Here is a 19046-nt window from a genome sequence, read left to right on the forward strand (position 1 = left end):
ATAGAAAGCCCCCTTTGGCTATTTGGCCAAAGGGGGCTTTATGTTAAACGGTATAACAAATAAGTATTGTATAAGGTAATGCTAACATCATAATCATTTTTTAGGAAAGTGTGAAAAAATACTTATTTTACCTTGTTTTGATCAATTAGAATATATTAAAATAATAAGATGATATATGTTTTATAGATTTTTAGAGTTGGAGTGATAAAATGCAGCCATTGGAAAATGAAATTCATCCTGATATGGTGAAAGTTTGGAAAATTCATGCTTTAATTGGAGCAGGTGTACTAACAGCAATTGTTCTGGCTTATCTCTTTTTTATGATTAAATTTCATTGGTGGGGCTGGCTTTTTGGTGTGCTATTTATTGGATCGTTCATCTATGCACCACTCGATTATTTTGTATTCCCACAGTTGCGGCAGCGATATCATAGTTATCAGTTAAATGAAGAAGAGATTGAAATTCAGCATGGCATGTTTATTGTAAAGCGTGTGTTAGTTCCAATGATACGCGTTCAGCATGTAACGATTGAACAAGGGCCGATTATGAGAAAACATGGCTTAGCAGAACTGCAAATTTCAACTGCTGCTACGGCTCATAAAATACCTGGGTTAACGATGAGGGAAGCGGAGCGCTTAAAACGTCAAATTTCAGAACTGGCAAAGGTGAGTGATGAGGATGTATAAGAGGCAGCATCCAATCACGATTTTATCAGAATTAAAAATCTCACATCTACTACCAGGAATCATTCCTTTAATCAGTTTGAAAGGAAAATTTCCCTTTTGGTATATGGTTCCAATTGCAGTGTTTGTTGGGACAATTATTTTTTCAGTTATACATTGGTATTACAAAGTGTACGGGGTGAAAGATCACGTACTACATATTAAACACGGAATGTTTGTTAAAAAAGAGAGTTATTTAAATAAAGATCGTGTACAAACGATTCATACAAGTTCACATATTTTATATCAATTGTTAGGTTTAACAAAGCTCAAAATTGAAGCAGCAGGCGGAGGGGAAGAACCGGAAGTAAGTTTAGCTGGTATTACGACTCAGGAAGCAAAAGAACTGATTGCTCTTTTAAATGCGGAAACCTCTACAAAAAGAATAGATGTAGTTGTGCAAGAGGAAGCGAATTCATCTGAGTATAAGCTCACATGGAAGGAAATTATTTTCGCTTCGATCACTTCTGGTGAATTTGGACTCGTATTTTCTATCCTATTGTTTATTTTTTCAAAGATGCATGATTACGCTCCGGAATGGATGGTTGACAAGCTAAAAAAATATGTAATGGGTTTTGATTTCTCTATTTCTATTTGGATATACGGTGCGGTAGTGTTATTTGTTTTATCGTGGATTTTATCAACAATTCGTTATGCTCTGAAGCATGCGAATTTTACAATTGTTCGAAATAGAAATGAAATACGAGTTTCACAAGGACTTCTTGAAAAAAAGGAAGTTGTTTTGAAGACGCATCGTATTCAAGGCATTACAGTAAAAGAAACATTGCTGCGCGAATGGTTAGGATATTGTTCCATTCATGCAGAAGTCATTCAAAATGTTGAAAAGGAGGAGACGAGTGTAACGCTTCATCCCCTCATGAAAAAGGCGCATGTATCAGGTTTATTAGAACATTTAGAACTTCCTTATCGATTGGAAACAAATGTAATAAAGCTTCCAAAGGCTGCATTAAGAAGATACTTGATAGGTTGGTGGATTGTTTTTCTCGTTGTTACAATTCCGATTGCAGGTGCATCGATCTATTTTGAGAAATATTTCGCACTTCTCACATTCATTCCTTTATTTGCTCTTTTTACATGGCTAGGCTATAGATCGTTCACGGCTGGTGGATATGCACTGGATGATGAGCAGTTGACGATTGTATCGAGAACGATTGGAAAACATACAGGATTAATACGCAGAAGACATATACAATCATTTTCTAAGACGCAAACGTTCTTTCAGCGGAAAGATCAATTATGCTCGATGACATTTACGGTGGCTTCATCAGTAGGCGGACATCATTATAAGTTAGAGCATACGACGATGAAAGATGCGGAAGCGATGCAAGATTGGTTTAAGAAATCGAAAAAGATCACCCTTTCGTGAGGGTGATCTTTTTCGATTTTTTTGTCGAAGAGTCGATATGTTGGGCGAAAGTGCTGATATAATTTCATGTACTGCGTCTCTCTTCGTTGTATTGCGGTTTATCTAGATTTTTACCCTTGTACTTGAAATGTCGTTACAAAAGATGGTTTAGAAAAGATGCTTTTTTGCGGCTCTGCATTTGCTTGTGTCGGGCGTTTTTTATGCGCGTGTTCAAAGGATCTAGATTCTGTCCAGTCTTTAAAGTTTTGCTCAGTGTCCCACATTGTCATAATGACATATGTATCGTTACTTAATGGACGAAGAACGCGAATTGCTTGGAAACCAGGTTCATTTTCAATCAGCCCGGCGCGATTTTTGAAACGATTTTCAAAAACAGGACGACCTTCATCTGTAACAGAAATATTGTTACAAACGATAAAACCAGCTTGTCCTTTTAATTCCCCGACGGCATCGAGCACATCATATTGAAGTGCTCCTTCTACCGTTTCTTCTATATTTTCTTTATAAAACATATCTTTTTCATTACTTTTAGCGATAAAATGTGGTTCTTCTAGAGGGGTTTCGTATGAAATTATGGCTTTCATTTTTGGGCCTCCTTCATTAAGTTTGTTTTTATTATAGCAACTCTTACTAAAAACTTCGAAGAATATATACATAAAGGAGAGCCTTTTTCAAATAATAAATGTACCATCATTTGGAAAGAAGGACGAAGTATGAAGAAAATAAAGTGGACTGTAATAAGCGGCATAGCAGTGTTTATAGTTGCAATCGTAATCTATAAACTTATTGTGTTAGCTGGTGGCTATATGATGGATGAAAAGCAGTTGGTTTTCCACTCTTCATCACGTATCGTTGATCAGAAAGGAAAAGAAATTACAAAATTATATATAGAAAATCGAGAACTTGTGCCAATTGAGCAAATCCCAAAGCATGTGCAGCAAGCATTTCTTGCAGTAGAAGATGCACGGTTTTATGAACATCACGGCATTGATTATCCTTCTATTTTTAGGGCGGTGTATCGGGATCTTTTAGCAAGAGAGAAAGTGCAAGGAGGTAGTACGATTACGCAGCAACTCGTCAAAAATGTATTTTTAACGCATGAAAAAACATTTGTACGTAAGTTGAAAGAAGTTGCGATAGCACTGCAAATCGAGCAAAAATATACAAAACAGCAAATTCTTGAAATGTATATGAACCATATTTACTTTGGTCATGGTGCATACGGAATTCAATCTGCAGCCAAAATGTACTTTAATAAAAATGTAGAGGACTTAACTGTCGAAGAGGGAGCGATGTTAGCTGGGCTTTTGAAAGCACCAAGCGGATATTCTCCGTTTTTACATCCGAAAAAGAGTAAGGAGCGCCGTGATTTAGTTTTGTCTCTCATGCATAATCAAGGGTATATAACAGCAGAGGAAAGCGTTCGTTATCAAGGGAAAACCATTGCGCTATATAAAAATCTAGATAAACAGGAACTCGCCTATATGCCTTATGTCGATATGGTCGTGGATGAAGCAGCACGTCTATATGGCTTGTCACATCAAGAAGTCCTCCGCGGCGGTTATACGTTTGTTGTTTCCATGGATGAAAATATGCAAAAGGTTGCTTATGATCAGTTTCAAGATGAAAAAAATTTCCCAGGGGGAGACAAAAATGTGCAAGGCGCTTTTTTATTAATGGATAATCAGACGGGAGGAATTAAGGCCGCGATTGGCGGAAGAGAATATGTTCCAAGAGGTTTTAATCGAGTATTTGCAAAGCGTCAGCCAGGGTCTGTTTTAAAGCCCCTTCTTGTATATGCGCCAGCACTGGAAACAAAAAAGTACAATCCGTATTCTTTATTAACAAATGAAAGAACTGCGTTTAAAGGATATGTACCGCGAAATTATAATCATCAATATTCAAAGGAAGTAACGATGTATGATGCGCTCTTGCAGTCAGCGAATGTTCCTGCAGTTTCTTTACTGCATGAACTTGGAGTAGAAGAAGGGAAGCAATATTTGGAGAAGGGAAATATTCACATTGCTGATTCAGGTTTAAGCGCCGCTCTTGGTGGATTAAAAGAAGGGGTTTCTCCGTTTGAAATTGTGAAGATGTATCGTGCGTTTCTAGCAAATGGAAAAATTATTGAGCCACATGTCATTGAAAAAGTATTTGATCGACAGGGGAAAATGATTGGAGAGTCCCAAAAAGAAGAAACGAAAATTTTCTCAAAGCAAACTGCGTGGTATATGACAAAAATGTTAGAAGGGGTTGTAGAGGAAGGAACAGCAAGGGCAGGAGTGTATAAAGGGGCACTAGCTGGAAAGACAGGGACGACTTCGCTTTCCAACCAACGTGAGGGTGTAAGGGATATTTGGTTTGTTGGATATACGCCAAGTTTAGTAGGTGCGGTATGGATGGGATATGATCGTACAGATAAAAAACATACGTTATATGGTGGAAGTGAGTCTGCTACCGAGCTATTTAAAAAGATTTTAATGAAAGCTCATGTGCAGGACAAAGAAAAGTTTAAGCGACCAAAAGGAGTTGCGACGATTAGTAAGCCCATTCATTTAAGTAAAATTGAACATTTAGAAGCAAAACTATCTTTTCATCCGTTTGGCTTATTCATTGCAAAATTAAGCTGGAAACCTCTTCCTGATAAAAGGGTGATGTACAGAATTTATCAAATAGAAAATGGAGTTCATACGCATATTGGAACGGTTAAAGGTACGGGCGAATATGATGTGAAATTTATTAATATATTTGCAAAACCGAGCTTTTACGTTGTTCCATATAACTCGCAAACAAATCGGGAAGGAGAAAAGACAAAAGTAGCTAAACCGTAGTTTTTGCTTGTGATATAATAAGAATGTTTCGAAAATATCAAGCGTTTTTACGAACATTTGTGTCAATTTCATGAACAACATACATAATGTTATGCATTTTGTTTTTACAAGCTGTATAGTAAAAAAAGATAATTATCGAATAGGATTCGTTTGAAGTGTTCGTGAGGAAGGGAGAAAGGGTTTTGGTAAGAAATATAAATGAGACGTTTTTAAAAGCATGTAAAGGGGAACGAACCGATTATGTACCGGCGTGGTATATGAGACAAGCAGGGCGTTCTCAACCAGAATATAGAAAGATTAAAGAAAAGTATTCTTTATTTGAAATTACACACAACCCGGAGCTTTGTGCCTATGTAACAAAACTTCCAGTTGATCAATACAATGTCGATGCGGCGATTCTATATAAAGATATTATGTCACCGCTTCCAGCAATTGGTGTTGATGTAGAAATAAAATCTGGAATTGGACCAGTAATCGAGAATCCAATTCGTTCTATGCAAGATGTAGAGAAGCTTGGTGAAATTCATCCAGAAGAAGATGTACCATATATATTAGATACCATTCGATTGTTAACAGCAGAAATGTTGGATGTTCCGCTTATCGGTTTTTCAGGTGCACCATTTACATTAGCAAGTTATATGATTGAAGGCGGTCCGTCTCGCAACTACCATAAAACAAAAGCGTTTATGTATGCAGAACCAAAAGCTTGGTTTGCATTAATGGATAAGCTTTCAGATATGGTCATTGCGTATTTGAAAGCACAAATTCAGGCTGGGGCAAAGGCAGTACAAGTGTTTGATTCTTGGGTTGGTACAGTGAATGTAGCAGATTATCGCATATTTATTAAACCAGCAATGGAGCGTATTTTTGCACAGGTTCGTGAAATGAACGTACCGATGATCATGCACGGTGTTGGAGCAGGTCACTTAGCAAACGAATGGAATGACTTGCCGCTTGATGTAGTAGGATTAGATTGGCGCTTGTCAATTGAAGAGGCGCGTACGCGCGGTATTCATAAAGCAGTACAAGGTAATATGGATCCTTCGCTATTACTTGCACCATGGAATGTCATTGAAGAGCATGTAAAAGGCATTTTAGACCAAGGAATGAAACAACCTGGCTATGTCTTTAATTTAGGTCACGGTGTATTTCCAGAGGTGAATCCTGATACGTTAAAACGTTTAACAGCGTTTATTCATGAATATTCGAAAGAGCAGTTAGCGAAGTAAAGGAGAATTAGGGGTATGAAAAAGAAAATTGGTTTGCTTGTTATGGCATACGGAACACCATATAAAGAAGAGGATATTGAACGTTACTATACGCATATTCGTAGAGGACGAAAGCCAAGTCCTGAAATGTTACAGGATTTAACAGAGCGTTATCGTGCGATTGGTGGTATTTCTCCTTTAGCTGCTATTACATTAGAACAAGCGAAAAGACTAGAACAGCGTTTAAATGAAATGCAGGATGATGTGGAATTTCATATGTATCTTGGGTTAAAGCATATTGAGCCTTTTATTGAAGATGCTGTACAAGCTATGCATCGTGATGGAATAAAAGAGGCGATTGCTCTTGTTCTTGCCCCTCATTATTCTACTTTTAGCGTGAAATCTTATATTGGACGAGCACAAGAAGAAGCAGCGAAATGTGAAGATTTAACGATTCATGGCATTGAGAGCTGGTATAAAGAGCCGAAATTTATTCAGTATTGGGTAGATGCGGTGAAAAGCATATATGACGGCATGCCAGAAGAAGAACGTGAAAAAGCAGTTTTAATTGTATCTGCGCATAGTTTACCGGAAAAAATTATCGCATTAGGCGACCCATATCCAGAGCAATTAAGTGAAACGGCAGAATATATTGCTCGTGGTGCAGAAGTTCCAAATTACGCGGTTGGTTGGCAAAGTGCCGGCAACACACCTGATCCATGGATTGGACCAGATGTGCAAGATTTAACGAAGGAGCTGTATGAAAAGTACGGTTACACTTCATTTGTATATGCACCAGTTGGTTTTGTAGCGGAGCATTTGGAAGTATTATATGACAATGATATTGAATGTAAAATCGTTACAGATGAAATCGGGGCGAAATATTATCGCCCAGAGATGCCAAACGCATCGGAAGCATTTATCGATTGTTTAGCGGACGTTGTGCTTAAAAAACAAGAAGAAGTATTGTAATACTACAAGCGAGAAAGGAGGGACTGTTTTGAAAAAAAGAGTGGTTATCATTGGTGGTGGAATTGCGGGATTGACAGCAGCGTATTACTTGCAAAAAGAAATTCGTGAACAAGGGTTGCAGATTGATATGTTGTTAATAGAAGCGTCAGGTAAGGTTGGCGGGAAAATTCAAACCGTTCGAAAAGAAGGATTTACAATTGAACGCGGCCCAGATTCTTTCCTCGAAAGAAAAGAAAGTGCAGCTCGATTGGTGAAAGAAGTCGGTTTAGGAGACGAGCTTGTAAATAATAAAGCAGGTCAGTCATTTGTTCTTGTGAACAATCAATTGCACAAAATTCCGAGCGGATCTATGATGGGAATTCCGACACAAATTACGCCGTTTCTATTTTCAGGATTGTTTTCTCCGATTGGTAAATTAAGGGCTAGTTTTGATTTTGTACTTCCGCGTTCAAAACCAGTTTCGGATCAATCACTAGGCCAATTTTTTCGGCGTCGTTTCGGAAATGAAGTGGTTGAAAATTTAATTGAACCATTGCTCGCTGGTATTTATGCAGGGGATATTGATCAAATGAGTTTGATGGCAACATTCCCAAAAGTTTATCAAATAGAGCAGAAGTACCGCAGTATTTCGCTTGGTATGCGTGCGTTAGCACCAAAACGAACAAAAGATGTGAAACCAAAAGGGATGTTTCTAACATTAAAAACAGGCTTAGAGTCGTTAGTTGAGGCAATAGAAGAAAAACTTGATACGAATACAGTGATGAAGGGAACGCGCGTTGAAAAAGTGAAAAAGCTGGGCGATGGCTATGAAATCACTCTTAGCAACGGAAAAGAAATAGAGGCAGATGCAGTTATCATTGCAGCTCCGCATAAAGGATTGCCATCTATGTTCGGGCAGTATAAAGAGTTCCGCTTCTTCCGCAATATTCCGGCAACCTCTGTAGCGAATGTCGCACTAGCTTTTCCGAAAGAAGCCATTAAGCGCGATATTGATGGAACTGGATTTGTCGTATCAAGAAATAGTGATTTTTCCATTACAGCTTGCACGTGGGCACATAAAAAGTGGCCACATACAACGCCGGATGGGAAAGTATTGTTGCGCTGCTATGTAGGGCGTCCTGGCGATGAAGCCATTGTAGAACAAACAGATGAAGAAATAATTCAATTTGTATTAGAAGATTTACAAAAAACAATGGATATAGTAGAGAGGCCAGACTTTACTGTCGTGAGCCGCTGGAAAGATGCTATGCCGCAATATACAGTTGGACATAAAAAAAGAATGAAAAAACTAACAGCATTTCTAAAACAAGAACTACCAGGCATATATTTAGCTGGTAGCTCCTATGCTGGCTCTGGTCTTCCAGATTGCATTGATCAAGGTGAGGCGGCTGTAAAATATGTATTATCTTATTTAGAAGAACGCAATAAAACAAAATTAATCGCGCAATAATAATGAAAACAGGAGATCGGTGTCTCCTGTTTTTTTTGGTGTTCAAGCAACGGGTATATAGGAATATATAAATTCAACTCGCTATCGTTCTTTTCCACCATCGGAAAGATCAATTCGGATTTTACTTTTATTTTTAAAAATAAAAAAGGAGTTTTTTCGTAGTAGAGCGAATAAAAGTATTTTCAAAGTATTAGGAGGTATAAAAGATGCGAAATGTAGTGATTGACACAGAGTGGAACCGAGAGGATCCCTCTTACATTCGGAAAAGGCTAGGGGAATACAATATAAAGCATCTGTCAGAAAAAGATATGAACTTCATTGGCGAAGATTTTTGTTTTAAAATTAAAGATGAAGAAGGGAACATCCTTGGCGGCATTTCAGGAAATACTAAAATGCAAAGTCTTGTCATTCAATTTCTTTGGATTGATGAAAGCCTTCAGGGGAAAGGGTTTGGCAAAAAGCTTATCAAAAAGGCTGAAAAATTCGCTGTGGAGAAGAAATGTCGAATAATCAAGGTAGATACGTTTAGTTTTCAAGCTCCTGATTTTTATAAAAACTTAGGTTTCGAGGTTTATGGCACAGTAGAAGATTTCCCCGAAGGACATAACCATTATTTTTTATTTAAAAAATTATAATAGTAATGGTGGACTGTTCAATTCGGACGGTCTTTTTTTATCTACTTAAGTTAATTTTTTGTAAAGTTTGTCGTATGATCGTTCTTTATAAAGAATGATTTGTTATGATAATACATGCCGTTAGGACAAAAGAAGTAAGGAGAGGAAGATGGCGGTGAAGAAAGTAATCGGTATCGTTTTATCATTTATACTGTTTATTTCATTTACAGGAACGATAGTGAAAGCGGAAGAAACGAATTCGTTATCAGTGCTTGATGCGATTCAACAGTTTCAGCAGCATGGTAAAAGTAAAGGGGTAGTAGAAGGATATATTGTTGGATATACACAAAGTCCGTCAAAGTATACGAGAGATCCAGCGAAGTTTGGAGATACAAATGTAGCAATTGCAGATTCTCCAGATGAGACCAATCCGGAGAAGGGTATGCCTGTTCAGTTGCCAAAAGGGGACGTAAGAGCAGCAGTGAATGTGAAAGATCATCCTGAAAATGTTGGGAAGAAAGTTCAATTGACAGGTACATTAGAGTTATATTTTAGTAGTCCTGGTTTAAAAGCAGTAACAGCGTACAAGTTTCCAGGAGAATTAGAAAATCGTGTAAGCAAAGTCACTGCGTCACCGAATGGGAGAGAAGTGGAAAAGGGAACGCTTGTTACATTAACGACGAGGACAGAAGGGGCGACGATCTATTATACGCTAGATGGATCAGAGCCTACGAATCAAAGTATTCGTTATTATGAACCGATTGTTTTACAAGAAGATACGGTGATTCAGGCAATTGGGGTAAAGGAAGGGAGTGAGTCTTCACCAGTTGCTACGTTTTCGTTTACAGTGGTAAAAGGTGAGAAAGTACACATTCATGATATTCAAGGGAAAGCGCATATTTCTCCTTATAAAGGGAAAAAAGTGCGCAATGTAGAAGGGATAGTCACTGCGTTAGATAAATATGGTTTTTATATGCAAGATGCACAGCCTGATGACGACCCAGCTACTTCAGAAGGAATTTACGTGTATCAGAAAGATGCTGATGTGAAAGTGGGAGACGTTGTCCAAGTAGATGGACAAGTGGAGGAGCATGTTGGAGCTGGATATGCGGAACGATTTGAAACAGATTTAACTACGACAGAAATTAAGGCAACTCGCGCAACCATAAAGGCGAGTCATGTGCCACTTCCAGAAGCAGTTGTGCTAGGGGAGCATGGCGTGAAGATTCCAGATGAAATCATTGATAATGATGCATTCGGTGTTTTTGATCCGCAGGAAGATGCGATTGATTTTTATGAAAGCTTAGAAGGTATGCGAGTTACACTTCCAACACCAAAAGTGGTTGCACCGCAGAAGCATGGGAATTTATATGTAACGATTGCAAATGGTAGCAATAAAGTGGTAACGAAATATGGAACGCCGCTTTTAAGTGAGACGCAACTCAATCCAGAACGCTTATCTTTAAAAGTACCTCGTAACTATGTAGCAAAAGTTGGTGATACTTTTAACGGTGATATAACAGGAGTAGTAGGTTATGATTATAGCGCATACCGCATTTCGCCAGTGACGGAATTACCATCTGTGATAGACGGAGGGTTTAAACAAGTGGGAGCAAAGATTCAGCCTCGGCTTGGGAGAGTAACAGTCGCTACATATAACATGGAAAACTTTTCTGCAAATCAAAAGGAAACATCTGATGAAAAAGTAAAAGCGCTCGCGTATTCGATTAAATATAATTTAAAAATGCCGGATATTATTGGTGTGCAAGAGATGCAAGATAATAATGGAACAATAAATGATGGCACAACAGATGCTTCATTAAGTGCAAAACGTATAATTGATGCGGTGCAAGCAATCCATGGTCCAAAGTATGAATATGTAGAAGTAGCGCCTCTAAACAATCAAGATGGAGGAGCGCCGGGAGCGAATATTCGCGTCGGTTTTTTCTATAATTCATCGCGCGTAAAACTAGCGGATCAACCAAAATTGTTAGAGACAAATCCGACACGCATTGGGCAGGACAATCCGTTATTTGAAAGCACCCGTAAACCATTAGCCGCTGAATTTACATTCCAAGGTCAACATCTAGTTGTTATTTCTAATCATTTAAACTCAAAAATAGGTGATGCACCGCCATTTGGAAGCATACAACCACTGGTATGGAAAAGCGAAGAAAAACGAGTACAGCTGGCCCAAGAAGTGAATCGTTTTGTGAAAGGAATTCAAAAACGAGATGCGAACGCACCTGTTGTTGTAGTAGGGGATATGAACGATTTTGAATTCTCTAAACCACTGCAAGCGCTAAAAGGCGACACATTACAAAATATGTTAGAAACTGTTTCAAAAGAAAATCGGTACACATATATTCATGAAGGGAATGCACAAGTACTAGATCACATCTTAGTGACAAATAATATTGCAAATCATACAATTGTAGATCCAGTACACTTAAATACAAATATGATGAAGGAGCACGGCCGCGTCAGCGATCATGACCCGGTGCTTGCGCAAATTGATTTGAAAAAAGCCCGTTCAGTTTAGACGGGTTTTTTTACGTAGTGCGGTGACGAAATTTGTCGACTGGTCGATATCTTGTGTCGAAACGCCGATAAAATTGATTTTGCGCCGATATATTTCATTTTGCGCCGATAACTAGGTAAGAATCGCTGATATATTTTAATTTTGTGCTTATGATGTAATTTTTAACGTTTGTTTGCAGCGCATTCTTTTTTGCAATTTACGTGTATATTTCTTTTTATCTTTTCTTGTTCCTTTTATATACATAAATAAACTAACGATTCCAAACAATGTATATTGCAGAGTAAGAATGTACGGAGACATTCCTTGCAGTGGTTGTTTCGGATCATATAGATGAATAGGTGCTCCTCCAATGGTAGGAAAAATAATATTTAAAATAACATAGGGAAGTGAACTTACAGTGAATGGAAATAAAATCGCCATGTAATCTTTTTGCGACCACATAGAGGCAGCTAGACCTAACACAGCCATGAAACCAGCAAATAAAAAATTAATCCCAATGTATACAGAGATATAAGTGATCGGAGAATCATAATACAATGATGCAAACATGCCATTTGTATTGATTAAATTATTTGTTACGGATGGTACACCATCTGGTATTGTGAGCTTACAAAGTAATAAAGAAAGTAAGAACGGAAAAATGTAAAGGAATCCACCACAAAAAAAGGTAACGATATATTTTGTGTATAAATACGAAAGAAAGGAAACTTCTTTACTTATAAAAGACTTAAATTCTTCTAATCTATCAGCGTTATAACTTGTGCTAAAAGGTAAAGTAGCGATAATGGGCATTAACAATAAATAAACATCCATTTCATTATCACGAAATCCAATCCACTTATAGGATGTTGTTAATAATTCGTCTGGTACAGAATTAATATATTGTAAAACGTAGTAATAGTGATATATAAAAAGAAGAACGAACATACTGCATAAAAAACACATCGAGAGCGGATTTAAAAAAGCTTGTTTAATTTGTAAGCGAAGTGCACGAATCATGATTGAGAAACCCCCACTGATTAAAGTTCCACTTTATCTTTCATTTTTTGATAAGAGTAATACTTGATTGTAAAGAATATACTTATTTTCTATATTACTATTAATTGTAAAGATTTTCTTGTTTTTTTATCAATAATTGGAATGTTATTTGTAAAATAGAGTTGATAATCCTGAAAGGGGAAATGGAGTATGAAAAAAGTATCATCTAAAATATCTAAAGCTGAGTTAGAAATTATGAAAGTACTTTGGTTGAATTCTCCGCAAACGGCAAATGAAATCATTGAGAAGCTAGAGTCAAAAATAGATTGGAAGCCAAAGACAATTCGAACATTTATTAATCGGCTCGTTCAAAAGGAATCAGTTTCGTATCATTAAGATAAAGGGCATATGTATGCGTTACGATCCATTAGTATCACAGTTGCAAGTCGAAACAAAATCGTTACTGAATCGTTTTTGTGGTGCAGCGTTCAAACCGTTACTTGTAAATTTTTTAAAAGAAGAGAAACTTTCTTCAGAAGATATTCATGAATTGAAACGCATTTTGGATGAACAGACAGAAGAAAATGAGCAGGAAGGTAGATCGTAATGATAGATACATTCGTACATATTTACCTTTCGCGCTTCTTTGACTGGATAATTGAAACATCACTTATGGCGAGTATATTAGTCGGTATCATCTTATGTGTCAAAATTGTACTCAAGGATAGGCTAACGCTTAGGTGGCAATATGTATTATGGATGATTGTAGTAGTGAGACTTCTTTTACCATAGTCACCAGATAGCTCTTATAACATATTTTTACCTTTTCACTTCCGTCCATTTTTTGATACACTATGACTATTATAAGCAAGGTTTCATTTATGACTGGAATTTTTGATACGGGGAATAACTAAAAAAGAGAACTTGTATATACTGGAAGACTGTGATAATATCAAATGTGTACAAATTGACTATATTATCCATTTGGTCATTTTTGGAGGTGAAGATGTGGCAATAGATCGAAAACGTTCTATTATTGAGGCTGCAACAAAATCTTTTTCAGCGTTTGGTTATAAGGCAACGACAATGGATCAAGTTGCGAAATTGGCTAATGTTGGAAAAGGGACAATTTATACTTTTTTCAAAAATAAAGAAGAATTATTTGGTGAAATTATTTCGAATTTAATTGCAGAAATGAAGGAAGTTGCAAAAGAATCCATTCGTCCAGATATTTCATTCTTTGAAAATGTACATAGAGCATTATACAGCATCTTAGAATTTAGAAAAGAGCATCAGCTTATGATTAAGCTGATCCAAGAAGAACGAGATATGGGAACGAAAGAAGTACAAGAAGTGATGCAGCAAGTAGATACAGAAATTGTATCCTTTATTCAAGCCTATTTGGAATTTGCAATCGAGAAAGGTGAAATCAGTAAATGCGATCCAGAAATTACAGCGTTTATTATGCTTAGACTATATGTATCACTTATTTTCGATTGGGAAAAAAATCATGAGCCACTAGAAAAAGAAAGAATTGCAGAGTTATTTGAACTATATTTATTAAAAGGATTGTCAAACTAAGATAATCTTTTTTTTGTTTCAGTAGGAATGATTCTGTAGCATGACGGTTAAGTGAAGTATGTTCTATACTCATATATATTGCATAAGATGTTCAAGAGAAAGAAAGAAGGGCGGGGAGTTTTATCATATATTTGCAATATGAAATTGGGGAGATAGAAGGACTTTGTAATCAGCTCATGGCTATTTTTAGAACAATAGGAGAAGCTTTATATTATGCGAAGCAACATGATGCAGTTTGTATCCTTTTAAAAGATGTGCAAACTCGAAATTCCGTTGACTTTCATAAGAGCCCGTATTTTTCAAAAATCAATATTGACTCTTATTTGGATGTAGATGAATGTAGGGCGTTATTTTACAAGAAAAATATTTTAGTGAAGCGGCATCAACCGGATATGGATGAGACTTTTAAGCATATGATTACTTGTAGGCGGTTTCTTCAACGACATATATTACGAGATGAAAGTAGGGAGACAGGACAATTTATTGCGAAATCTTTACCCTTTGCGAAACATATACAAAAATTAGCTAGCTGCACGATTGGTCTTATGTCTTTTTACCCGAGATGGAGAGCGATTCAGCTTAGAATTGAAGGAGATTTAGTTCATTTACCTGTGGAAGGATTCGACTTAGCGGCTCATACAGAAAATCAACTTCAACAAATAATCAATACAATTGCAAGTACAGCGGATTTATCGGCTGTTTATATTGCTTCTGGTGTTCAAGAGGAAAAGTATCATCGCATTGTAGCTCGTATAAAAGAACATTTTCCTCATTTAGTCATAGTCAGAAAGCAAGATGTTTTACAAACGTACCCTGGCTTGCAGAAGGAGTTAGATGCATTGTGTTTAGAGGAACAAGCATTAGTCGACTGGTTAGTTTGTATCGGTGCGCCTCTTTTTGCTGGACCTCATGCCTCCTCATTTAGTTATTTAGCAGGATATATGCGCCATTATCGAGGGTTTGATAAAGAAACGACATATTTATGGCCAGAGTATCAACCATATTGGGATCAATGGTTTCCTCGTTTGTAGAGAAGATGAGTATATAAAAATAGTGCCATATGTATAAGTTTCATATACAATGGCACTATTTTTTTGGTCGTATGTGTGAGTTATATGTTACTCCCTGCATATTTTCTTTGTAGTTCCTCTTTCTTATCGAATACATCTTGGAACTTATTGTCATATCCTTTCGGAAATAGGACACCTAAACCATATGAATGGGAAAATTCAAGATAAGGATGCTGTTTTTTTAATGTCTCCCATAACTTATATACGCCAAAATCACGATCCAACACGGCAATATCATGAAATAAGACGGCACCATTTTTAGAGACTTTCGGCAACCATGTTTCAAAATCATGTGAAACAGCTTCAAATGTATGATAACCATCAATGTGCAATACATCTATACTTTCATCCTCAAATAAATGTAAAGCATCATCAAATGTGGAACGGATTAAGCGTCCTATTGTTGGATAACAATGGTTTGTTACATAACTAACCATTTCAAACACATTCTCTCCGTATGGTCCGCTATGTAAATCACCTTTCCAAGTGTCAACAGCAAAACATTCGGCGGAAAGTTGTTCATCTTTTATTCCTTGGCAAAAGCTGTAAAAAGAAGAACCATAATGTGTTCCTAATTCCACTACCTTTTTCGGTTTCATAAATCGAATGAAGTCGTATGCAAAGTGGTTGTGTCCTACCCAAGCAGAAGATAATCGAATAGACGGATGTACGTAATCAACATCAAATACCGGATTATGATATACCCATTGCATATACAGTTCCCCCCTGAAATTTGGTTCATAATGTAAATATATGTATGTCCTTCAAGGATAGAACGATTTTCGTAGTCATTAACAATTTGAATCGGTTATTAGGGTTTTCTCTAACCGTTCTTTCTGATGGAGATGATGTGCAAAGTGCATATACACAAGTTGAAACCATTCTGTTGCACATAAGTGACCAAGTCCAGGATGAGCCACTGTATGATGGGACGGAATAGAAGAGAGCTTTAGCTGAGTCTTTTTCATCTTGTCGATAAGCTGTAATAATCCTTGTTTTAGATTTTCTTTGTTTGTCGGGTTTTCTGGTGTATATCCAGGACGATTCGGTATTTTGATTTGAATAGGAGGGAAGGCTCCCATTTTATATACGTCTTCCCCCATTTCTGTTTTTTTACCACTGATTATAGCTGAACCAGTTGCACACTGTTCTATTGCATGTAATTGCATATTGGAAGCTGTAAGTAAGTGATAATACATTTGTCCAAGCGACCATTCTTCTTCAGAAGGCTTTCGTCTCAGTTGTTCCAATGAGTATTTGTTTAATTCATTGATGTAATACAGTGCTAATGTTTCAAACTTCTCTGCTAACATGTGAGCTGTCACAACTTGATTCCTCTGTAACTCAATTAATATAGCGAGTAAACGATCTGTTCGGTTCATGATAATCATCCTATTTCTATTTATTCTGTTTATAGCAAGTGTTCGAAAAGTCCACTTATTTTTTCTGCAAATATATACTTTTTCTTATGAATAATATTAATATAGTAAAATCATAAGAACTCATATTGCAGTTTCCAATAATATACTATATAATTTACTAAAGAAAACGTTTTCATACAAAGGGGGAGAATTTCGTGTCAACGATTGAGGACGTGGCGAAATTAGCGGGATTATCAAGAACAACGGTTTCTCGGGTGATTAATAATCATCCGTACGTATCAGATGAGAAGAAAAAGCGAGTTCAATTAGCGATGAAGCATTTAGGCTTCGTACCTAATTCGGCAGCAAGAAGACTTCGAAAACAAAAAACGGAGACAATTGCAGTTCTCGTTCCAAGAATTACAAATCCTTTTTTCAGTAGATTTATTGAAGCAATTGAGATTGCTGCTTCTGAACATAAATATAAACTGATTATTTGTCAAACAAGATACTTACCAGAAAAAGAGATGGAATACTTACAACTGTTATCAACAAAACAAGTAGATGGCATTATTCTATGTTCCCTTGAGAACTCATGGGAAGATGTGGAGCCATATTTACAACACGGTCCAATTGTGTTATGTAATGAATATATTGAAGAAGCAAATATTCCAACGGTTAAATTTGATCATGCTCAAGGAGCATATATTGCGGCAAAACATGTATTAGAGCAAGGGTATCGCAATCTTATTTTCTGCCGTGGCAATGAAACAAAGGTAATTAGCCAACAACGAAAAATGGGATTTTTACGTGCAGTTACTGAGCAGGGGAAACATGTAGAAGGAATTGATTTTATTGAAAACGTTTTCTCGTGGGGAGATGGGAAAAGACTCTTTCATGATGTATTAAAGGACAAAAAAAATCCTACCGCTATTTTGGCAGGAGGCGATGAGGTTGCAGCTGGCATTATTTCAGAGGCGAAACGCCATAACTGGAGTATTCCAGATAACCTAGCTGTAATTGGTTTTGATAATCAAATTTTATCAAAAATTACAGAGCCTGGTATTACGACAATGGAACAACCAATCGATGACATGGCTCGAAAAGTTATAGATTTAATGATAGATAAAATCCATACAAAAAATTATCGCAAAAAAGAACTATATGAGTTTGAGCTGGAACTCTTGGTGAAAGGTTCAACGATGAAAGATGCGATGTTACTAGCCTAGTAGACAATGTCTGCTAGGTTTTTTATGTGTATACACGATTATTCTTCGTGAACACAGTCATCGCATTTATTATGGTATGCTTCGTGTTGCTCATCAATTTCCTTTCCGCAATGCGCACAAGTTTTTGTTGGCAAATTTCTGAAAAATTCCATTGGTTGATCAATCATGAAAATCCCTCCATTTCTTAATAATATTGTATTAGTACAAAAATAAAAAGTCAACAACTGTTTTATAACAAAATGAAAAATAATGAAAAAGTTTAGGAAATGGATTATAGTTAACAATGTAGAATGTAAGTGAAATCTTTCTCAATATAGAAAGAAAGCATGCATTTCTATCGGTTTTTGAAAGGATGGATACATATGAAGGTGACTGTTGTTGGCTTTTGGGGCGGCTTTCCAGAAGCGGGAGAAGCGACATCGGGGTATTTGTTTGAACACGATGGTTTTCGTTTACTTGTTGACTGTGGCAGTGGTGTATTAGCACAGCTTCAAAAATATATAGCACCATCTGATATAGATGCAGTTTTATTGTCGCATTATCATCATGATCATGTTGCGGATATTGGGGTATTACAATATGCAAGGTTAATTACAAATGCGACAAAAGGGCAATTACCACAATTGCCAATCTATGGGCATGGTTTTGATGTACAAGGATTTGCGTCCTTAACGCATGAGCCGCATACGAAAGGAATTGTCTATCATCCAGAGGAAACATTGCAAATTGGACCGTTCTCCATTTCATTCTTAAAAACAGTACATCCTGTTACGTGCTATGCAATGCGCATTGCGGCGGGAGATAAAGTTGTTGTATATAGTGCGGACTCTAGTTATATTCCTGAATTTATTCCATTTACAAAGGATGCGGATTTATTTATTTGCGAATGCAATATGTATGCGCATCAAGAGGCTGCAAAAGCAGGGCATATGAATAGTATAGAAGCCGCAAACATAGCAAAGCATGCTAATGTAAAAAAATTAGTATTAACGCATTTGCCCCATACAGGAAATCCAGCTGATTTAGTAGAAGAAGCAAAACAAATTTTTAGTGGCTCTATTGCATTAGCGCATAGTGGCTATACTTGGAATTCATGAGGTG

Annotated in this window: 17 protein-coding genes and 2 pseudogenes; 14 read left to right on the plus strand and 5 right to left on the minus strand. The window is 36.8% G+C overall.

From position 1 onward, the window contains the following. Positions 1-209: 209 nt before the first annotated feature. Complete coding sequence (locus MR059_RS10740) at positions 210-686, plus strand: PH domain-containing protein (protein ID WP_011983910.1); 477 nt, start codon at positions 210-212, stop codon at positions 684-686. Continuing rightward, positions 679-2109, plus strand: coding sequence for a PH domain-containing protein (locus tag MR059_RS10745; RefSeq protein WP_242161749.1), 1431 nt, complete (start codon positions 679-681; stop codon positions 2107-2109). The genes MR059_RS10740 and MR059_RS10745 overlap by 8 nt, the downstream gene beginning before the upstream one ends. Before the next feature lie 110 nt (positions 2110-2219). Here MR059_RS10745 and MR059_RS10750 read toward each other — a convergent pair whose 3' ends face one another. Beyond that, complete coding sequence (locus tag MR059_RS10750) at positions 2220-2693, minus strand: antibiotic biosynthesis monooxygenase family protein (protein ID WP_242161750.1); 474 nt, start codon at positions 2691-2693, stop codon at positions 2220-2222. A gap of 129 nt (positions 2694-2822) precedes the next feature. Between MR059_RS10750 and MR059_RS10755 the strand changes: the two genes are divergently transcribed. The 6 genes from MR059_RS10755 (at position 2823) to MR059_RS10780 (ending at position 11726) form a co-directional block, all read left to right on the plus strand. After that, complete coding sequence (locus MR059_RS10755; protein ID WP_048722210.1) at positions 2823-4940, plus strand: transglycosylase domain-containing protein; 2118 nt, start codon at positions 2823-2825, stop codon at positions 4938-4940. A gap of 182 nt (positions 4941-5122) precedes the next feature. Then, positions 5123-6169, plus strand: coding sequence for a uroporphyrinogen decarboxylase (gene hemE, locus MR059_RS10760; protein WP_041809512.1), 1047 nt, complete (start codon positions 5123-5125; stop codon positions 6167-6169). A 15-nt stretch (positions 6170-6184) separates the two neighbouring features. After that, the gene (gene hemH / locus MR059_RS10765) at positions 6185-7120 is read left to right on the plus strand and encodes a ferrochelatase (RefSeq protein WP_011983915.1); all 936 of its coding nucleotides are present in this window, start codon (positions 6185-6187) and stop codon (positions 7118-7120) included. Positions 7121-7148: 28 nt separating this feature from the next. Further along, positions 7149-8570 (plus strand): protoporphyrinogen oxidase, encoded by a 1422-nt coding sequence (gene hemY, locus MR059_RS10770; RefSeq protein ID WP_087094589.1) that lies wholly within the window; start codon positions 7149-7151, stop codon positions 8568-8570. 206 nt (positions 8571-8776) lie between these two features. Next, the gene (locus MR059_RS10775; protein ID WP_011983918.1) at positions 8777-9205 is read left to right on the plus strand and encodes a GNAT family N-acetyltransferase; all 429 of its coding nucleotides are present in this window, start codon (positions 8777-8779) and stop codon (positions 9203-9205) included. A gap of 148 nt (positions 9206-9353) precedes the next feature. Beyond that, on the plus strand, positions 9354-11726 hold the full coding sequence (locus MR059_RS10780) for a DUF6359 domain-containing protein (RefSeq protein ID WP_087097952.1): 2373 nt from the start codon (positions 9354-9356) through the stop codon (positions 11724-11726). Positions 11727-11873: 147 nt separating this feature from the next. Here MR059_RS10780 and MR059_RS10785 read toward each other — a convergent pair whose 3' ends face one another. Beyond that, on the minus strand, positions 11874-12725 hold the full coding sequence (locus MR059_RS10785) for a membrane protein (protein ID WP_011983920.1): 852 nt from the start codon (positions 12723-12725) through the stop codon (positions 11874-11876). 189 nt (positions 12726-12914) lie between these two features. Here MR059_RS10785 and MR059_RS10790 point away from each other — a divergent pair. From MR059_RS10790 to MR059_RS10805, 4 genes and pseudogenes are all read left to right on the plus strand, one after another. Next, positions 12915-13311: pseudogene (locus MR059_RS10790) on the plus strand (BlaI/MecI/CopY family transcriptional regulator). Next, positions 13311-13493, plus strand: a pseudogene (locus MR059_RS10795) (M56 family metallopeptidase); the annotation flags it as partial. The pseudogenes MR059_RS10790 and MR059_RS10795, both read left to right, overlap by 1 nt. A 219-nt stretch (positions 13494-13712) precedes the next feature. After that, positions 13713-14285, plus strand: a complete 573-nt coding sequence (locus MR059_RS10800; RefSeq protein WP_011983922.1) for a TetR/AcrR family transcriptional regulator — start codon at positions 13713-13715, stop codon at positions 14283-14285. Between the two features lie 131 nt (positions 14286-14416). Continuing rightward, positions 14417-15316: an O-fucosyltransferase family protein gene (locus MR059_RS10805; RefSeq protein ID WP_087097954.1), complete on the plus strand. Its 900-nt coding sequence runs from the start codon at positions 14417-14419 to the stop codon at positions 15314-15316. An 80-nt stretch (positions 15317-15396) separates the two neighbouring features. Here the strand turns inward: MR059_RS10805 and MR059_RS10810 are convergent, their stop codons facing one another. Continuing rightward, positions 15397-16068, minus strand: coding sequence for a class I SAM-dependent methyltransferase (locus MR059_RS10810; protein WP_087094592.1), 672 nt, complete (start codon positions 16066-16068; stop codon positions 15397-15399). Positions 16069-16146: 78 nt separating this feature from the next. After that, entirely contained in the window at positions 16147-16680 is a 534-nt protein-coding gene (locus tag MR059_RS10815) for a DinB family protein (protein WP_242161763.1), read from the minus strand. 251 nt (positions 16681-16931) lie between these two features. Here MR059_RS10815 and MR059_RS10820 point away from each other — a divergent pair, with 251 nt between their 5' ends. Beyond that, positions 16932-17945, plus strand: a complete 1014-nt coding sequence (locus tag MR059_RS10820; RefSeq protein ID WP_048722235.1) for a LacI family DNA-binding transcriptional regulator — start codon at positions 16932-16934, stop codon at positions 17943-17945. Between the two features lie 38 nt (positions 17946-17983). On the opposite strand, the gene yhfH is transcribed toward MR059_RS10820, so the two are convergent. Next, positions 17984-18112 carry a protein YhfH gene (yhfH, locus tag MR059_RS10825; protein ID WP_000567010.1) on the minus strand — a complete coding sequence of 43 codons (129 nt, stop codon included), beginning with the start codon at positions 18110-18112 and terminating at the stop codon, positions 17984-17986. 195 nt (positions 18113-18307) lie between these two features. On the opposite strand from yhfH, the gene MR059_RS10830 reads away from it, so the two are divergent. Continuing rightward, complete coding sequence (locus tag MR059_RS10830; RefSeq protein WP_242161751.1) at positions 18308-19042, plus strand: MBL fold metallo-hydrolase; 735 nt, start codon at positions 18308-18310, stop codon at positions 19040-19042. The last annotated feature ends 4 nt before the right edge of the window (positions 19043-19046 follow it).

The sequence above is a fragment of the Bacillus cereus group sp. BfR-BA-01522 genome, from assembly GCF_022662635.1.
Lineage (GTDB): Bacteria > Bacillota > Bacilli > Bacillales > Bacillaceae_G > Bacillus_A > Bacillus_A cytotoxicus.

Coding starts and splice junctions, on each gene's coding strand:
- MR059_RS10740 (WP_011983910.1), top strand. CDS start 210: ATGCAGCCATTGGAAAATGAAATTCATCCTGATATGGTGAAAGTTTGG.
- MR059_RS10785 (WP_011983920.1), bottom strand. CDS start 12,725: ATGATTCGTGCACTTCGCTTACAAATTAAACAAGCTTTTTTAAATCCG.
- MR059_RS10830 (WP_242161751.1), top strand. CDS start 18,308: ATGAAGGTGACTGTTGTTGGCTTTTGGGGCGGCTTTCCAGAAGCGGGA.
- yhfH (WP_000567010.1), bottom strand. CDS start 18,112: ATGATTGATCAACCAATGGAATTTTTCAGAAATTTGCCAACAAAAACT.
- MR059_RS10755 (WP_048722210.1), top strand. CDS start 2,823: ATGAAGAAAATAAAGTGGACTGTAATAAGCGGCATAGCAGTGTTTATA.
- MR059_RS10750 (WP_242161750.1), bottom strand. CDS start 2,693: ATGAAAGCCATAATTTCATACGAAACCCCTCTAGAAGAACCACATTTT.
- MR059_RS10780 (WP_087097952.1), top strand. CDS start 9,354: ATGGCGGTGAAGAAAGTAATCGGTATCGTTTTATCATTTATACTGTTT.
- MR059_RS10810 (WP_087094592.1), bottom strand. CDS start 16,068: ATGCAATGGGTATATCATAATCCGGTATTTGATGTTGATTACGTACAT.
- MR059_RS10775 (WP_011983918.1), top strand. CDS start 8,777: ATGCGAAATGTAGTGATTGACACAGAGTGGAACCGAGAGGATCCCTCT.
- hemH (WP_011983915.1), top strand. CDS start 6,185: ATGAAAAAGAAAATTGGTTTGCTTGTTATGGCATACGGAACACCATAT.
- MR059_RS10745 (WP_242161749.1), top strand. CDS start 679: ATGTATAAGAGGCAGCATCCAATCACGATTTTATCAGAATTAAAAATC.